This is a genomic window from Pseudomonas sp. IT-P74 (assembly GCF_949768175.1).
GTDB lineage: Bacteria > Pseudomonadota > Gammaproteobacteria > Pseudomonadales > Pseudomonadaceae > Aquipseudomonas.
Map to the genome: position 1 here is coordinate 219,374 of NZ_CATKQD010000033.1, position 17,222 is coordinate 236,595.

At 60.6% G+C, this 17,222-nt stretch carries 19 protein-coding genes; 3 read left to right on the forward strand and 16 right to left on the reverse strand.

The window, feature by feature from the left end; translation table 11 throughout:
• Positions 1-39: 39 nt before the first annotated feature.
• The 3 genes from ACM6J5_RS17350 to ACM6J5_RS17360 form a co-directional block, all read right to left on the reverse strand.
• Positions 40-660, reverse strand: coding sequence for a 2-dehydro-3-deoxy-6-phosphogalactonate aldolase (locus tag ACM6J5_RS17350; protein WP_414929032.1), 621 nt, complete (start codon positions 658-660; stop codon positions 40-42).
• Between the two features lie 19 nt (positions 661-679).
• Positions 680-1,672, reverse strand: a complete 993-nt coding sequence (locus tag ACM6J5_RS17355) for a 2-dehydro-3-deoxygalactonokinase (RefSeq protein ID WP_414929033.1) — start codon at positions 1,670-1,672, stop codon at positions 680-682.
• A gap of 146 nt (positions 1,673-1,818) precedes the next feature.
• A complete protein-coding gene (locus ACM6J5_RS17360) occupies positions 1,819-2,301 on the reverse strand; it encodes a GNAT family N-acetyltransferase (RefSeq protein ID WP_095943999.1) in 483 nt (160 codons plus the stop codon).
• A 174-nt stretch (positions 2,302-2,475) separates the two neighbouring features.
• Between ACM6J5_RS17360 and ACM6J5_RS17365 the strand changes: the two genes are divergently transcribed.
• From ACM6J5_RS17365 to ACM6J5_RS17375, 3 genes are all read left to right on the forward strand, one after another.
• A complete protein-coding gene (locus ACM6J5_RS17365; RefSeq protein WP_414929034.1) occupies positions 2,476-3,681 on the forward strand; it encodes an MFS transporter in 1,206 nt (401 codons plus the stop codon).
• An 80-nt stretch (positions 3,682-3,761) separates the two neighbouring features.
• A complete protein-coding gene (locus ACM6J5_RS17370) occupies positions 3,762-4,085 on the forward strand; it encodes a hypothetical protein (protein ID WP_414929035.1) in 324 nt (107 codons plus the stop codon).
• Between the two features lie 19 nt (positions 4,086-4,104).
• On the forward strand, positions 4,105-4,485 hold the full coding sequence (locus ACM6J5_RS17375; protein ID WP_414929036.1) for a Rho termination factor N-terminal domain-containing protein: 381 nt from the start codon (positions 4,105-4,107) through the stop codon (positions 4,483-4,485).
• A gap of 129 nt (positions 4,486-4,614) precedes the next feature.
• Here ACM6J5_RS17375 and araH read toward each other — a convergent pair whose 3' ends face one another.
• The 13 genes from araH to tmk all read right to left on the reverse strand — a co-directional run bounded on the left by araH (position 4,615) and on the right by tmk (position 17,210).
• On the reverse strand, positions 4,615-5,583 hold the full coding sequence (araH, locus tag ACM6J5_RS17380; RefSeq protein WP_095944016.1) for an L-arabinose ABC transporter permease AraH: 969 nt from the start codon (positions 5,581-5,583) through the stop codon (positions 4,615-4,617).
• A 12-nt stretch (positions 5,584-5,595) separates the two neighbouring features.
• Complete coding sequence (gene araG / locus ACM6J5_RS17385; protein ID WP_414929037.1) at positions 5,596-7,140, reverse strand: L-arabinose ABC transporter ATP-binding protein AraG; 1,545 nt, start codon at positions 7,138-7,140, stop codon at positions 5,596-5,598.
• Positions 7,141-7,204: 64 nt separating this feature from the next.
• A complete protein-coding gene (locus tag ACM6J5_RS17390; protein ID WP_095944004.1) occupies positions 7,205-8,209 on the reverse strand; it encodes a substrate-binding domain-containing protein in 1,005 nt (334 codons plus the stop codon).
• A 127-nt stretch (positions 8,210-8,336) separates the two neighbouring features.
• On the reverse strand, positions 8,337-9,155 hold the full coding sequence (locus ACM6J5_RS17395; protein WP_095944005.1) for an SDR family oxidoreductase: 819 nt from the start codon (positions 9,153-9,155) through the stop codon (positions 8,337-8,339).
• A gap of 273 nt (positions 9,156-9,428) precedes the next feature.
• Complete coding sequence (locus tag ACM6J5_RS17400; RefSeq protein WP_095944006.1) at positions 9,429-10,304, reverse strand: SMP-30/gluconolactonase/LRE family protein; 876 nt, start codon at positions 10,302-10,304, stop codon at positions 9,429-9,431.
• Positions 10,305-10,349: 45 nt separating this feature from the next.
• Complete coding sequence (locus ACM6J5_RS17405; protein WP_046037461.1) at positions 10,350-11,066, reverse strand: FadR/GntR family transcriptional regulator; 717 nt, start codon at positions 11,064-11,066, stop codon at positions 10,350-10,352.
• Between the two features lie 189 nt (positions 11,067-11,255).
• Entirely contained in the window at positions 11,256-11,816 is a 561-nt protein-coding gene (locus ACM6J5_RS17410) for a DUF1285 domain-containing protein (RefSeq protein WP_008050421.1), read from the reverse strand.
• A gap of 16 nt (positions 11,817-11,832) precedes the next feature.
• Positions 11,833-12,441, reverse strand: coding sequence for a DUF4823 domain-containing protein (locus ACM6J5_RS17415; RefSeq protein ID WP_150672638.1), 609 nt, complete (start codon positions 12,439-12,441; stop codon positions 11,833-11,835).
• Between the two features lie 164 nt (positions 12,442-12,605).
• Entirely contained in the window at positions 12,606-13,574 is a 969-nt protein-coding gene (locus ACM6J5_RS17420) for a GTP 3',8-cyclase MoaA (protein WP_414929038.1), read from the reverse strand.
• Positions 13,575-13,711: 137 nt separating this feature from the next.
• Positions 13,712-14,350, reverse strand: a complete 639-nt coding sequence (locus ACM6J5_RS17425) for a TetR/AcrR family transcriptional regulator (RefSeq protein ID WP_008050425.1) — start codon at positions 14,348-14,350, stop codon at positions 13,712-13,714.
• 387 nt (positions 14,351-14,737) lie between these two features.
• Complete coding sequence (locus ACM6J5_RS17430) at positions 14,738-15,526, reverse strand: TatD family hydrolase (protein WP_095944009.1); 789 nt, start codon at positions 15,524-15,526, stop codon at positions 14,738-14,740.
• Positions 15,527-15,598: 72 nt separating this feature from the next.
• The gene (locus ACM6J5_RS17435) at positions 15,599-16,585 is read right to left on the reverse strand and encodes a DNA polymerase III subunit delta' (protein ID WP_150672637.1); all 987 of its coding nucleotides are present in this window, start codon (positions 16,583-16,585) and stop codon (positions 15,599-15,601) included.
• Positions 16,578-17,210 carry a dTMP kinase gene (gene tmk / locus ACM6J5_RS17440; protein WP_414929039.1) on the reverse strand — a complete coding sequence of 211 codons (633 nt, stop codon included), beginning with the start codon at positions 17,208-17,210 and terminating at the stop codon, positions 16,578-16,580. The genes ACM6J5_RS17435 and tmk overlap by 8 nt, the downstream gene beginning before the upstream one ends.
• Between the last annotated feature and the right edge of the window lie 12 nt (positions 17,211-17,222).

Below are 17,222 nucleotides of genomic sequence, written 5' to 3' on the forward strand. Positions count from 1 at the left end.
CTCTTATTAGATGCAGCGCGCTCGGCGCTCAAAGAAGTCTTATCGAAGGGCTTTCCAGGCAGCGACGTAGGCCTTGGCATTGGCTGCCACTTGCGCAGGCGTCATGCCCGGTTTGAACAGACCGGAACCGAGGCCGAAACCTTTGACGCCGGCGTCGATGAACACTTGCATGTTGTCCGGCGTGATGCCGCCGACCGGCGCCAGAATCGTTCCAGCCGGCAGCACGGCGAGCCAGGCTTTGACGACCGCCGGGCCCATCTGCTCGGCCGGGAACAGCTTCAGCACATCGGCGCCTTCAGCCAGTGCCGCGAAGGCTTCGGTCGGCGTGGCGACACCCGGCGACAGGTACAGCCCCGCCGCTTTCGCCGCGCGCAAGACCTTCGGATCGCTATGGGGCATGACGATCACCTGGCCGCCCGCGGCTTTCACTTGCTCAACCTGCTCCGGCGTCAACACTGTGCCGGCACCGATCAGGCAATCGGCGGGCAAGGTACTGCGCAGGATGCGGATACTTTCGTACGGCTCAGGGGAATTGAGCGGCACTTCGATGACGCGAAATCCGGCGGCGTACAGGACTTCGCCGATGGCCGCCGCTTCCTGTGGGCGCAGGCCGCGCAGGATCGCGATCAGTCCGTTTTGCGCCAGGGCTTGTTTGAGCATGTCAGGACTCCAGTCAGGTTTAACGGGATGCGGTGCGCGTGACCAGGCCGGCAGCCAGCGCCAGTTGCCACAATCCGCGTTCGGTGGCCTGTTCGGCCAGGGTCACCCGGGCAAAACCGCAGGCGTCGAGCGCACGGCTGTAGCGGGCACAGAGTTGGGTGTTGCCGATGAGGATGATCGACGGCAGATGCACGCTGTTGCGTCGGCGCCGCTGCACGTTGGCCAGGGCCGACAGTTCATGGCCGATCAGCAGGCCGGACAGATAATCCGCTTGCGCCGTAGCGCTCAGTTCGCCGGTCAGGCCGAGACTGCGGGCGCTGAACAGGGTCGACAGCGGACCGATTTCAGCGTCCGCCGACAACGCGACCTTCACGCCGCGATCAAATGCATCGCCATCGAAAGACGCGCCACGTTGCTGGGTGCGTCCGAGAATGCTGTGTTGACTGAGCACAGCGAAGACTTCGCCGGTCATGAAAGTGTCGAAATGCATGATGCAGCCGTCGGCCACTTCCACCCATTTCGAATGGCTGCCCGGCAGGCCGATCAGCAGATCAGCGCCCGCCTCGCTCGCCAGGTTTTGCAGCACGCCGAGCACCTGGGTTTCTTCGCCGCGCATCACGTTCGGCAAAGGCGAGCGCTCGATGACGCCGGGCACGATGTGCACATCGACGCCGCGCAGGCTGCGCACGGTTTGCAAGGAAGTACCGAGCGTGGCGACGTTCGCCGGCGTGTCGCGGTAGACCGCTTCGCTCCAGCCCTGGGCGCTGCCGACCATGCCGCAGGCAATCACCGGCAAATTCGGCTGGGCATTGAGCCAGTCGCCGCAAGCCTCATCGAAGGCCAGTTCGAAACCATCGGTGCATTCCCGGCCGCCAATGATTCGCGGCGCTTTCGGCAGCTGCATGATCCCCGACGACAGCGAACGCTGTTCGAGCACTTGCCCGCCTTCAGCCAGTTTGTAAGCACGTAATGAGGTTGTCCCCCAGTCGAGCGCGATCAATTGCGCCTGCATCGCTTCACCTGTTTTGGTTTTTGGCAGTGAGTGATCGCGACTATAAACCCTGGCGCTGTAAAATCTCAATATATAAATATCAATCCCATATTGTGAGACGAGACAAAAAAGATCGCAGTCCGAAGACTGCGATCTTTTAAAGGCGATCAGTTACCCGCTGCGAAATCCCGCAACACCGCCCCATCCATCCGATAGCGCACCCACTCTTCCTGCGGCTGCGCCCCGAGGGATTTGTAGAAGTCGATGGCTGGCGTATTCCACTCCAGCACGCTCCACTCGAACCGCCCACAATCATTGGCGCAGGCGATTTTCGCCAGGTGCCGCAGCAGGGTCTTGCCCGCACCGCCGCCGCGCTGTTGCGGGGTGATGTAGAGGTCTTCGAGGTACAGGCAGTTGCTGCCAAGCCAGGTGGAATAGCTGAAGAAGAACACCGCGAAACCGATGGGCGCACCGTCGCGCAGGCAGATCAGGCCATGGGCGGTGGCACCTTCGCTGAACAGGCTGCGCTCGATATCGGCAACACTGGCGATGACTTCATGGCGGGCACGTTCGTAGTCGGCCAGTTCAGTGATGAACGCGAGGATTTGCGGTGCGTCACTGGGGGTCGCCGGGCGGATTTCGATCGTCATGGACGTGCCTTGTCAAAAGTTGAAAACACCATACTAAGTCGGCGCGTAGCCTGTGGCGAGGGAGCTTTACTCCGGCCAACACTAACCCTGGAATCGATAACCTCGGACCTGACATTCGGTCACTGCGTGGTTAGATAGCCGCACAGCTCATTTAGCCGGTCAAGGAACTGCGTCATGTCTACCGCAACACCTCCAGTTTCAAGCAAGCTGTTCGGCCTGTTTTGCCTCGCCAGTTACCTGTTGTCGTTGTCCTACGGTTCGACGTTTTTGCTCTCATTACTGATCGGCTCGCGCGGCGGTAACGAACACGATGCCGGTAGTGTGATTTCGGCGGCGATGCTCAGCACCTTTGCGGCGGTGATTGTTTCCGGTCATTTGTCCGACCTGCTCGGTGCCGCCCGCTCGGTGGCGCTGTTCGGTGTATTGCTGGTGGTGGCCAGCCTGGGCTTCGCCCTGACCCCGGGCTTCGGTCACCTGCTATTGTTTTTCGGGCTGCTGCTGGGCCTGGGCTGGGGCGTGTTCTACACCCTGGGGCCGATCATCGTGGCAAGTCTTGTGACACCCGCGCAGCGCGCCAAATACTTCGCCTTGCTGTCGGGCAGCATGATGACCGGGATCGGCAGCGGCCCGTTGCTCGGCCGCGCGGCGAGTGCGCTCGGTTATCCGGTGACGGCGGCGTTTTACCTGGCGGCGCTGGCCAGCCTGATCGGCGTATTGCTGTTCTGGCGCCTGGATCGACAACTGAAACAAGCGCCCGCGCAATCTGGCAGTGTGTCGCGAATTTCCTGGCGTGCAGCGGGTCAGGTGCTGTCGTCCAGGGCGGTGTTCCCGATCATCATGGTCGGTCTCGGCGGCTGCGTATTCGGTGGTCTGTCGAGTTTTCAAACCAGTTACGCGGCGGCGCACTCACTCGACTATTCGCTGTTCTTCCTCGGTTTCATGGGCGCGGCGATCAGCGGCCGCATGCTGGTTGCCGGTTTCGTGGTCAAGCGCGATCCGTTCCGTGCGTCGTGCCTGCTTTCGGGGCTGATGCTGGCGTCGATCGTGATGTTCGGTTTTGTCGTCGACAGCAGCTTCAGCTACGTGCTCGCGGCGGCGGTGCTCGGGATCGGTTACGGCCTGACGTACTCGGTGATCAACGGCCTGGCCGCCAATGAAGCGCCGAACGGCACTACCGCACAATCCTTGCTGCTGTTCAGTCTGTCGTACTTCATCGGCGTATTCGGCTTTCCATTGCTGGCCGGGAAAATCATCGTCGAGCAAGGCATGGCCACGCTGTTGCTCACGGTGCTGGTAGTTGCCTCGCTCAACTGGCTGATCACCGTGGGCCGGTTGATCTGGCGTAGAGCCACGGCGATCAGGGCACTGGAGCAGGCCTGAGCCGTTCGTCGCCAACACTGCACCCATACGGATCGAGGGCGGACTAATCAGGTAAGGACTCTACTCGTTGGAGACACCCCATGATTCTGTCCAGGTTGACCGCCCTCGTTCTCACTGGGCTTTTGTCCGCAGCCTCCTTCGCCGGGACCATCGGTTCGAGCACCGGCCCGACCAATCCGGTGGAAAAACCCAGGGCCCCCGCCATCCAGAGTGCCCCCGGTATGAACACCGATGGCACGACGATCGACCATAACCTGCCGCCCGCCACCGGCACCGACCCACGGGTTAAAGGCAATGACGCGGGACGTCAGGATGGGACGAACCTGCCGGACAAAAAAACGCCCGGCAGTGGCGGCGTCGGTTCAAGCACCACCGAGGACGAGGACAGCAACATGAGCCAATAATGAAGCCAGGAGAAATCCAATGCCTCGTGGAAGCAAAACCAAATACACCGCCGAGCAAAAGCACAAGGCGCAACACATCGAAGACAGTTACGAAAACAAAGGCGTCTCAAAGGACGAAGCCGAAGCCCGCGCCTGGGCGACGGTGAACAAACAGTCCGGTGGCGGCGAACGGGCCGGCGGTTCGGGGCGCAAGAAACCCGCCAGTGCAAAATCGGCAGATCGCAAGGAATCGGCGCGTCGGGCGGTCGCAAGTCGTAAAGGAAACTCACGTAGCAGCAAGGCTTCGCGAGAGACTCAAACAGTCGATAGCTTGAGGAAGGAAGCCAGGGCAAAGGATATTCCCGGGCGGTCCTCGATGCGCAAGCAAGAGCTGATCGAGGCGTTGCGCAAGGCGAGCTAGGGCCTGCTTATGTATTGAACGTGGAGGCCCAATCGCGAGCAGGCTCGCTCCCACAGGGGACCGCGTTCGCCTGACCAACCCGGTCAATTGTGGGAGCGAGCTTGCTCGCTCCCACAAGTGTAATGGGTGTCAGCGCTGCTTCAGACGGTCAATCACGACGGCCAGAAGCAGAATCGAACCCCGGATCACATACTGATAAAACGTATCGATGTTCTTCAGGTTCATCGCATTCTCGATGATCGCCAGAATCAACACCCCGGCGATCACATGCCGGATCATGCCAATCCCGCCGCTCAACGATACCCCGCCCAACACACAGGCCGAGATCACGGTCAGCTCGAAACCCTGGCCGATCATGGGCTGGCCGGAGGTCATGCGTGATGCCAGGATCACCCCGGCCAATGCACCGATCACACCGTGCACGGCGAAGATGATGATCTTGGTCCGATCGACATTCACACCAGCCAGCAGTGCCGCTTCCTGGTTGCCGCCGATGGCCATGGTGTTGCGTCCGTAGGTGGTGTAGTTCAGCAGCCAGCCAAAAAACAGGAAGCAAACGATGGTGATCAGGATCGGTACCGGCACGCCAAACAGCTGGCCGTTACCGAACACGAAGAACGATTCCTGGGACACTCCCACCGCTTTACCGTTGGCGAAGATGTAGGCCAGGCCGCGCACGATCTGCATGGTCGCCAGCGTGGTGATCAGTGCATTGACCCGCAGCTTGGCGATCACTATCCCGTTGATCAGCCCGACGATCAGGCCCATTACCAGCGCCGCACAGACTCCGAGGAACACGCTGTCGGTGTCGCGCATCACCACCGCCGCGACTACCCCGGCGCAGGCAATCACCGAGCCCACCGACAAGTCGAAATGCCCCGACGCCAGGCAGTACAACATGGTGCACGCCGCGATCCCGGTGGTGGAAATCGCCAGGCCCAGGCCACGCATGTTCAGCGGTGACAGGAAGTTGTCGATCAGCAAGGTGCAGGCGACAAAGATGCCGACCGCCGCCAGCAGCATCACCCAGTCATCGAGGAAGCGTCGCAGGTCCAGCGGTTTGCGTGTGGTTGGCAGGGTGTTGTTTTGGGTTGTCATCATAGTCACCTCTCAGTTCGCCACGCCGTCGGCGCGTTGGCGCGGCAAAGCCAGTTGCAGCAGGTTGGATTCGTTGGCCTGTTCGCGGCTCAGCTCGCCACGCAGGGCGCCTTCGCACAGCACCAGGATGCGGTCCGAAATGCCCATGACTTCCATCAAGTCGCTGGACACCACAATCACCGCGATCCCCTCGGCGGCCAGGTTATGGATGATCTGGTAGATCTCGGCCTTGGCACCGATGTCGATGCCGCGGGTGGGCTCGTCGAGCAGCAGCACTTTCATCGGCATCGACAGCCAGCGGCCGAGAATGGCCTTCTGCTGATTGCCGCCGGACAGGTACATGATTTTCTGCGCCGCGTTGGGCGTCTTCACTTTCAGCGTCTTGATCTGCTGCTCGGCGTTGTCCTTCTCCCACAGACCGCGCAACAGGCAACCGAAGGTGGAGTGGGCGCCGCGCGCACTGATGTTGATGTTCTCGGCAACGCTGGCCAGCGGCAGGATGCCTTCCTTCTTGCGGTCCTCGGGGCACAACAGGATCCCGGCGGCAATCGCGTCCCGGGGTGAGCGCAGTTTCAGTTCATGGCCACGAAGTTTCAGCTGTCCGGCACTGTTACGCGCCAGGCCGCTGAGCAGGCGCAACAGCTCGGTGCGACCGGCACCGACCAGTCCGAACAGCCCGAGGATTTCGCCTTTGTGCACCTCGAAGCTCACCGGCTCGCGCAACCCCGGCCCGAGCAGGCCGTCGACCTTGAGCGCCACCGCGCCACGCTGGCGCGGGCGGTAATCGTAGATGTCCTGGATGTCGCGCCCGACCATGCAGGTGACCAGTTGATCGTGGGTCAACTGGCTCATGTCGTCGAAGGTGCGCACGTAACGTCCGTCCTTGAACACCGTCACCGCGTTGCAGATGCGGAACACTTCTTCCATGCGGTGGGAGACATAGAGCACCACTCTGCCCTCGTCCCGCAGCCGGCCGATGATCGCCATCAAGCGTTCGATCTCCCGCGCCGAAAGGCTGCTGGTGGGTTCGTCGAAGGCAATCACATGGGCGCCACGGGACAACGCCTTGGCGATTTCCACCAGTTGCCGCTGGCCGAGGGACAGGCGCCCGACTTTCTCCTGCGGGTCGATTTCATCGGCCAGGCCTTTGAGACAGGCCAGTGCCTGCTGACGCAGGGCACCGCGGTTGATCAGGCCGAAACTGGCGGGCAGATGCCCGAGAAACAGGTTCTCGGCCACGGTCATTTCCGGCACCAGATGCAGCTCCTGGTGGATCACCGCGACGCCACTGCCGATGCTGTCGGCGGTGGACTTGAAGTCCATCGTCCGCTCGCCGATCTGCAAGGCGCCACTGCAAGGCGTGTAGGCCCCGCCGAGGATTTTCAGCAGCGTCGACTTGCCGGCCCCGTTCTCGCCCATCAAGGCGTGAACCTGCCCCGGATGGGCGACGAAGCTGATGTTGTCCAGCGCCTTTACCCCGGGAAAGGTCTTGCCGATCCCGTTGAAGCGCAAGCTGCCGGTGAGGCTGTGTTCGTGTTGGATTGTTTGCGCGTGCATAACCACCTCTTCACACCGATCAGGCAGCCCCGCCACCGAGGCCGCCGCTGAAATCAAACGGCCGTCAGTTCCACAGGCCGATCTTTTCCAGCTCTTGCTTGAAGTTGTCGCGGGTGATCAGCGTCACGTCGTCCATGGCAGTGTACTTCGCCGGTTCTTTGCCGGTGGTGACCCACTCGTACATCATGCTGGCGGTGTTGTAGCCCTCGATGTGCGGGCTCGGCAGCATCGAACCGTAGAAGCCGCTGTCGGGTTTCTTCAGCTCGCCGATGGCGTCGGTACCGTTGATGCCGATGCCGATCACGTTGGCCGCCGCGAAACCGGCGCTCTCGGTGGCGCGCACACCGCCAAGCACGGTGTTGTCGTTCATGCCGCCAATGATCAGGTTCTTCGCCGCCCCCGGCAGTTTCACCAGGGCCGAGTTGGTGGCATCCATGCTGCCCGGCACGTCGAGGGTCTTGAGGGCCGCGAACAGGATATGGTCTTTCGGCATGCCGGCATCTTCCAGCGCTTTGACTGAGCCATCGGTGCGCTTCTTACCGGTGTCGAGTTCGTTGTAGGTGTTGATCACCGCGTAGGTGTCTTTCCAGTCCCAACCGCGTTTCTTCGCTTCGGTCGCCATGGCATTGCCTTGTTTCTGGCCGACTTCGAATGCAGCCATGCCAAGGTACGGTACGTCTTCCATGAACTTGCCGCTGGCATCGACGAAGCGGTCATCGACAGCAATCACTTTCAACCCGTTGAGTTTGGCCTTGGCCATGATCGCCGGTCCCAGGGAGACGTCCGGCGGGCAGATCACGAACCCCTTGGCGCCGTTGGCCGCAAGGCTGTCGATGGCAGAAAGGGTTTTCTCACCATCAGGCACGGCAATCTTGATCAGGGTGAAGCCCTTCTCTTTCCCGGCCTTTTCGGCAAAGGCCCACTCGGTCTGAAACCAGGGCTCTTCAGCCTGCTTGACCAGGAAACCGATCTTCACTTCCTCGGCTGCCAGCAGCGTGTTGCTCAGGCTGAACGCCGAGACCGCCAACGCGGCACAGCACAGGGAACGAATAGCATGACGACGATTCATAAGCTGACTCCTTGTTATTTTTCTTGAGCGTTCGTTGAAGCCATGACGCGGTGAAACATACTGCCAATAGTCATATCATATGATGATTGTATTTCAGACGTAGCAACACGCCTGAAAGCCCGATCACTCAGTCGTGGTACATCACCGAGCGCCCGCCATCGATAGTGATGCACGAGGCATTGATGAACGGCGCTTCATCACTGGCCAGGAACACGGCGGTCATCGCCACTTCGATCGGCTGCCCGATGCGACGCGGCGGGTGCAGGTCAAACGCGCGCTGCCGTTCGGCGTGGGGGTCGGCGAAACCGTTCCAGTAATCGATGTTGATCTGGGTTTCGATGTAGCCCGGCGCGATGGCATTGACGCGGATTCCCTTGGACGCATATTCGATGCCCAGGGCACGGGTCAGACCGAGCAAGCCATGCTTGGCCACCGGGTATGGAAAGCAGCCGGGAATGATGTGGGAGGAATGGGTGGAGGCAATGTTGATGATGCTGCCGATGCCCTGCTCGATCATCTGCGGCAGCACCGCCTTGCAACCGTACCAGGCGCCATCGAGGTCGATGGCAAAGCAGCGACGCCAGTCTTCCTCGGTCATTTCCAGCGGATCGCGGAATACGTTGACCCCGGCGCAGTTGACCAGCACATCGATCCGGCCGTGCAGGTCGATCGCCAGCCGGGCCATCGCGTGCAGATCCTGCTGACGCGACACGTCGGCCTTGATCGCCACCACATCGGCGCCCTGGTCTCGCCAGTGCGCCGCGACCTTCTCGACTTTCTCGGCCTGAATGTCGCTGATGATCAGCCTGGCCTGCTGGGACGCGAAGGTCGCCACAATCGCTTCACCAATCCCCTGGGCGGCACCGGTCAGCAATACGACCTTGTTTTTCAGGCGTTCGCCCTTGGGCGGTTCGGGCACCGGTGGCAATGACAGTGGTTCAGCCATGGATCAAGACTCCTGTTCGAAGACACGACGAAAACCGGGCATCTGTCGATGTCCGGTCAAAAGGCGCTGGGTAGGAAACAAGTGAGTGCGAAAACGTTTCAGCTCGGAAACGCTCTGAGGCACTGGCTCCGCAAGGGAGCACGGGGGAACTTCGCTGCATCACTTCACCTGTTTTGTTTTTTTAAGTGTGAGTGCATGTAACTCGTGAGGCCGACTATAAACCCGGCTCGCGACAAATCTCAATATATATATTTACATCCCATATTTTGGGATTTACCCAGCAAAACGCGTGCAATGCTTTCCAGGCACATCCACTGCAATCGACAACACAGCACCATCCAATGGATGGCCCAGCGGACTTGCCGCGCTGGTGATGTACAGGGTTTTCAGGTCTGCACCGCCAAACACACAGCTGGTGGGACGACTGACCGGCAGCTCGATGATCCGATCGACTTTGCCGTCCGGGCTCAACCTGAGCAGGCAGCTGCCGTCCCAACGGGCATTCCAGATAAAACCTTCGGTATCCATCGCCGAGCCGTCCGGGCCGCCACGCCCGTGCGGACCAAACCAGACCTGTGGCGCATCGAGGGCTCCGTCGGTACGGATGAAATGTCGATACAAGGTGCCGTCGAGGCTGTCGCCGAAGTACACCGTGGTGGCGTCATCGCTCCACAGCAGCGTGTTGGGAATGCCCAGGTTACGCAGCAACGGCGCAACCCGCCCGGCGCGATCGATGCGAAACAGCCCACCGCAACGACGGACGAGGGGCAGGTCTTCGCCCTGTTCTCCGATGTTGTTTTGCATGGTGCCGAGCCAAAGCCGGCCCTGGGTGTCGCAGCGGGCTTCGTTGGGGCGGTTGCCCGGTTGCGGATCGGCCACGCAGAACAACGTCAGGCGCGGTTCCAGGCCGGGTGAATCAAGATCGAGGCGATACACGCCGCTGCTCAATGTCACCAGGGCATCGCCGCTTTCGCATGGAATGAACGCCGATACGTGCTCCGGCATCTGCCAGATCTGCACGTTGGCGCCGATCAATCGCAGCGCCTGTTTACCGGCGATATCCACCCAGTACAGGGCTTGGGTGGGCGCATCCCAGAACGGGCCTTCGCCCAGTTGAGCCCGATGTTCGGTCACCGCAGTCCACGCCATGAAACCTCCTGCATTGTTCTTGTTTTTATATGGGGATTTTCGTTGTCAGCTGGCCTTTTTATCGGCCATGACTTGCGGGTAGTAGCGCTTGATCGCCAGGTCCGCGTTATCGATCAGAGTCATGCAGGCCCAGACACCCCGGGCGGTATCACGGGCCGCGATCGCCTCAGCCAGGTCCCGGTGAATCGGCAAGGTGCGACGCAGTTCATCCGGGTCGGCGGCGGACACTTCAAAGGCCACCGCCAGCAAAGCGCCGAGGGCGGGAACCATTTGTTCGATGAATTGGTTGTGGCTGGCGGCGAGGATGCATTCGTGGAAGAGCTGGTCGGCGCGGTTGTAATCGATGCCGCTGTCCACCGCCCGTTCCAGCGCGTTACAGGCCAACAGGATCGCGTTCACCTGTTCGCCGGTTGCGCGCTCGCAGGCCCAGCGCACGGCCATCGGCTCGATGGTGCGGCGCAGGTCGAGCAGATCGTCGACGAAGTTTTCCGGCAAGCCGCTGCGCGACAACCAGCCGACGACTTGTGGATCGAAGAGATTCCAGCGCCGTACCGGCAACACCCGCGTGCCGACTTTCGGCCCGACCTCGAGCATGCCTTTGGCCACCAGGGTCTTGATGGCTTCACGGATGACCGTGCGGCTCACGCCGAGTTGTTCGCCGAGGTCGGCTTCGACCTTGAGTGACTCACCCGGCTTGACCTGCCCCGTGGCGAGCCAACAGCCCAGCCAGTCAACCGTCGATGCATGAAAGCTGCTGGACATGGACACCTCAAAGCCGTTCGCAATGGAGGCCCACGCTAATCATCATACGATTGGATGTCAATCTGGTTCTTTCGAGAATTTCCGAAACCACTGTAGGAGCGAGCCTGCTCGCGATTGCGGTTCAGGCACAGATGTCGTCGACTGACACTCCGTCATCGCGAGCAGGCTCGCTCCTACAGGGTTTATGCGTCAGGGTTCCAGACCGATGGGGAAGAACTCGCCGCCACTCCATACACCGAGCCAGCGCTGGCCGTCGATCTCGCGACTCACCGCCAGCTCCACCAACTGATAGAACACGTTGCGATGGATCAAGGCTTCAAGATTGCTGCGCACATGCACGTAAGGGGCCGGCTCTTGCGTTACCGGGTCGATGACCACACGCATGGGATGATCGGCGCCGGCCTCGGTGGTTTCATCGACGTTGGTGGTAAAGCGCAACACCTGCGCCTCGCCCTCGCCTTCCACATCGACGGCAATCGCCACGAACGGCGCATCGTCGACCTTGATGCCGACCTTTTCCACCGGAGTGATCAGGAAATAATCATCGCCATCGCGGCGGATGATGGTGGAGAACAGTTTGACCATCGGCTTGCGCCCGATCGGCGTGCCCAGGTAATACCAGGTACCGTCCCGGGCGATGCGCATATCGATGTCGCCGCAGAAATCGGGATTCCACAGGTGCACCGGCGGCAAGCCTTTGGTCTTGGGGATTTGCCCCAGCAGGTCGTTGGCTTTTTGCGGGCCACTCATGGCGCTCTCCTCGGGATTACTGGTCACTGAGCCCCAGCAGGCTGCGCGCGTATTGCTCCAGCGGCGGGCCCATCAGGTCTTCGGGTTTTTTATCGTGGAACGTCAGTAAACCGCCACGACTCTTGATGGTTGCAGTATCAATCAAATACTGGGTGCTGGTCTCGATCAACATGATCTGAATCATACCGCTGTCGATGCCGAGACGATCCAGGGCTTCCTGGTCCAGCCACTCGTCCGAGTTGCCGATACGGTCGTCAGACTTGGCAAACCGGGTATAGAGCAGATAGTGCGCACCGGCGGCACGGGCTTCGCCCATGGCCTGGTCGAGGCCTTCCGGCGTACGGGCACGGCGGACCATCGGGAAGTATTCGATGAAGCCATCGAACGCGACTTCGGCAATCACGTTGGGCCGTGGGTAAACGGCGCTGCCCGGCGGCATGAAAGCGCCTTGGGCGATGTAGACGAACGAGTCCGGCTGAATGCGCAGGTTGTTTACGCGACGGCTCTCACTGTGGTCGAGCAACCCCGCATCGCTCATATGGTAACGAGTCCCTTCGGCCATATCGCTGACGTTCATGCAGCCACCAATTGCCAATACGGCCAGCAGCAAAACCAGGCTACGCATCCTATCCTCCAGAGGCCGGTGTCGGAAAACCGGCGAATGGCCGTAGGATGCAGCTTTTGCGCCAGCTCCCGCTCACCAACACTCAGATCGCATCGCGAGCAGGCTCGCTCCCACAGAGGGTTGCATTTCAATGTGGGAGCGAGCCTGCTCGCGATGAGGAATGATCAGCCACCGATGATTTTCATCACGGTCGCGCCTCCGGAGAACGCCACTTCCTGCTTGTCACCCAAGGCTTTCACCAAGAGTCTCTGCAGCGCCGGCAGCGCCTGATGGCGCGGCTTGTCCAGCAGGTCGCCGATGTAATGGCGATTGCTCGACGACAGGCAGCCATGCAGCCATCCGGTGGAAGACAAACGAAGTCGCGAGCAGGTCCGGCAGAACGGCACACTTTCATTGGCGATCACGCCGAAATAGCCGTGCCCCGGAATTTCATAGCGCACCGCCGTCGCATCGACAGGTGCATCGGCTTGCAGATATTCGTAGCGCTCGCCGATCAGGCTCAGCAATTGCTGAAGGCTGACGAACTGCTGCAGAAAGGCATTGGAGTCGTTTGCCAGGTGGCCCATGCGCATCAGCTCGATGAAGCGCAGTTCATATCCACGTTCCAGGCAGTAATCGAGCAGCGGCATCACTTGATCGAGGTTCTGTCCGCGCAGCGGCACCATGTTGACCTTGATCTTCATGCCGGCCGCACTGGCCTCGCTCATGCCGTCGAGCACGGTGGCCAGGTCGCCACCCCGGGCAATGCCGCGGAACGCACTGGCGTCGAGGGTATCGAGGGAAACGTTGAGGCGCCGAATGCCGGCGTTCACCAGAAGTGGCAGTTTCTTCGCCAGCAACTGACCATTGGTGGTCAGGCTGATGTCTTCCAGGCCCATCCGCCCGACCGCCGTCATGAACGCTTCGAGTTTCGGGCTGACCAGCGGCTCGCCGCCGGTAATGCGCAGACGCTCGATACCCGCCGCTTCAATCAGGTAAGCCACGCCACGCGCCATGGCTTCGGCCGACAATTCATCCTGCGCAGCCACCAGCCGCTTGCCGTTGGGCACGCAGTAGGTACAAGCGTAATTGCAGGCTGAGGTCAGACTGATTCGCAAGTTGCGAAAACGCCTGCCTTGACGGTCAACGATCATGGTCACTCCGGCGGAAGAATATCGGGCCGCTAAAACTTGACTCAGAAATCAAGTTTTAGCAAGTCCTCTACCTGAGTATATTCCTGCGGTACTGCGCCAAGTAGCAAAATCATGGCGCAATAAGGCAACTGAATGGCTCAGCTGCCGGAAGTGTCGGTGTCGCGTTTGCGCTTGTTGCCCATGCGCACGCCGATGTCCATCAGGAACTGGAAGAAACCTTCCTGGTCTTCCAGCACATTGCTCCAGAACGGCGAGTGATACAGCGCGACGGCACCGTGCACCAGGGCCCAGGATGCGCAGTAGTGGAAGTAAGGTGGCACGTCTTCCAGCTTGCCTTCGCTGATCCGGCCCTTGATCAGCAGGGTCAGGCGTTCGAAGTTCGAGGCACGGATCTTGTGCAGTTCCTCGATCATCTCCGGCACCTGGTTGCCCTTGACCACTTTTTCTTCAAGGCGGTCGAACAGGCGGTAGCGCTGTGGATCGCGCATGCGGAATTCGAAATAGGCCCGGGACAGAGCTTCCTTGTCCTTGTCGACATCGGCCGAATGCAACAGCTCGTTCAAATCGCGCTCGTAGTCGAGCATCAGGCGCAAATAGATTTCCGCCTTGGATTTGAAGTGCTTGTAGATCGTGCCTTTACCGATACCGACGGCATCAGCAATCATCTCGACGGTGACACTGTCTTCACCTTGTTCGAGGAACAGCTTGAGCGCGGTATCGAGAATTTCCTGCTCGCGGCGACGGAATTCACGGACCTTACGAGGTTCTTTATGCATAAGAAAAGGTCTGCAGGGGTCAAAATTCGAAGCCGCGTATTATGCCTAACTTACGCAAAAATGCACGGATCATCCGACCATATCTGCGCTTTCTGGTCATTCCGCGTACGTTTACAGGGTGATGAGAACTCTTCCGAAGCGCACGTATTCCAAATTTGTTTAAAAACCCGGGCCGCTAAACTGGACGAGGCGCAATCCTGATCAATACTTGAACTGTCGGCGGGGCATCTCCCCCAAGTGTCACGCCGATATTGGTACCAACGGACCGCGTGCCATTGTTTTACTCCTAATGGTCTTAACCCGGATTCACCCCCCAGAACCCGGGTTTTTTTTGCCTGCGATTTAACCTTGTGGGAACGAGCCTGCTCGCGAAAGCGGCTTCGAACCCTAAACTGATTTCACATGCGCCAGCGGGAACAGGCGCTTGAAATTCGCCGTGGTTTGCTCGGCAAACCGCTCGTAGGGCTCACCACGCAACATTGCCAGAAATTCCGCAACTTCACGCACGTACTGCGGCAGGTTTGGCTTGCCGCGATAGGGAATCGGTGCCAGGTACGGCGAGTCGGTTTCCACCAGCAACCGGTCGGCCGGCACCTTGCTGGCCACATCGCGCAACGCATCGGCATTGCGAAAAGTGACAATCCCGGACAGGGAAATGTAATAGCCCATGTCCAGCGCAGCCTTCGCCATCTCCCAGTCTTCGGTAAAGCAATGCAATACGCCCGCCTGGGGCAACGCCGCCTCACGCAGCAAGCCCAAGGTATCGGCGCGGGCGCCGCGGGTATGGATGATCACCGGTTTGCCGGTCTGTTGCGCTGCCTGCAGGTGCAGGCGGAACGACTCCTGCTGCAACTCTGCCGCTTCCGGCTCGTAGTGATAGTCCAGACCTGTTTCGCCGATGGCCACCACACGCGGGTGATTGAGTTCGTGCAACAGCCAGTCCAGCGCCGGCGCGGCACCTGGCTGCACATCCAGAGGGTGCACGCCCACCGAGCAGTCGACGTCGTCATAACGTTCGGCCAGGGCTTTGACGTCGGCCGCGTTGTCCGCGCTGACACCGATACACAGAAAGTGCCCTACCCCACGTTGCCGGGCCGCATCCAGGGCAGCATCCAGGGAGCCGTCGTGAGCGGTCAGGTCGAGGCGATCAAGGTGACAATGGGAATCTACGAGCATAAAGGGCTGCAACTTGTATCGAATGGGTGGGACGGTCGGATGTACCAATACTCAGAGTTTAGGTGCAGACGGTCATCGTTGGGCAGGCAACGACGCCCATTGCACCAGCAATGCCTCCAGCAGCAAGGCCGGGTTGAGGTTGGCCTTGCTCAGGACTTTCTGTCGCTGGGCGAGGATCCAGTCCTGGATATCGAGGACTTTGCCCTGGGCGCTCTTCTGCGCAAGGTATTGCACGACCTTGCGCATGTCGGTCAGGCCAAGGCCGGCTTCGTCCTGGGTCAACTGGTAGCGCAGGATCAGGCTCGACCAATCGCAGAACCAGTCGAACAGGCGCAACATCGGAATGTTTTTCCATTCCTCGGCCAGTTGCGTTGGCGACTGCTGTTGCTTGAGGAGTTTTTTCACCCCTTCCACCACTTGCGCGCGCTGTTCACGTACGCCCTGGCCCTGGAGGTTGACCGCCGCCAGCGGCGAACCGGCGGCCAGGGTCAGCAGTTCGACGCGTTCGTCTTCGGAGCACTCCGGCAACGCCTGGGCCAGCCACTTCAAGCTCATGGCCTCGCCCGGCAGTGGACAGGCCTGCTGCACGCAGCGACTCTTGATGGTTGGCAACAAGCGGCTCGGCTGATGGCTGACCAGCAATAGAACGGTATCGCCGGACGGCTCTTCAAGACTTTTGAGCAGGGCATTGGCGGCGTTGATGTTCATCGACTCGACCGGCTCGATCAGCACCACTTTACGCCCGCCCAACTGCGCGGTCTGCACCACGAAACCGACCAGGTCGCGCACCTGGTCGACCTTGATCGCCTTGTCGGCTTCTTCCGGCTCCAGGATGTAGTTGTCGGGGTGGCTGCCAGCCTTGAGCAGCAGGCATGATTTGCATTCGCCACAGGCCTCCAGCGCGTTCGGGCGCTGGCACAGCAAGCTGGCCATCAAGCGTTCGGCCAGTGCCCGCTTGCCGATCCCGGCCGGCCCATGCAGCAGGTAGGCGTGCGCATGCTGGGCGCGACCGGCCAGTTGCTGCCAGAGGGTTTCCTGCCATGGATAGACCTCAGCCACGGCTCAACTCCAGCAGGCGCGGCAGCAAGACATCCAGAGACTGCTGAACTTTTGCCAACGGTTGGGCAGCATCGACCAGCACATAACGCGCCGGATCCGCCTTGGCCCGCTTGAGGAAGGCACTGCGCACGGCATCGAAAAAGGTCCGGCCTTCGAGCTCGAAGCGATCCAGACGACCGCGAGCGCTGGCGCGGGCCAGGCCGACTTCGACAGGCAGATCGAAAATCAGCGTCAGGTCCGGGCGCAGATCGCCCTGGACGAAGGTTTCCAGGGTCGCGATGCGCTCCAGCGACAAGCCGCGACCGCCACCCTGATAGGCGTATGTCGAATCGGTGAAACGATCACACAAGACCACGGCACCGCGGGCCAGTGCCGGGCGAATCACCTCGGCCAGGTGCTGGGCACGCGCCGCGAACACCAGCAGCAACTCGGTATCCGGGTTCATGACCTCATCGACCGGGGCCAGCAGCACTTCACGGATTCGCTCGGCCAACGGCGTACCACCCGGCTCTCGGGTCAGCACCACCTCGATGCCGGCGGCGCGCAGGCGCTCGGCCAGGTATTCGCGATTGGTGCTCTTGCCGGCGCCTTCCGGGCCTTCCAGAGTAATAAACAAGCCAGTCACAGGCAGTCCTTA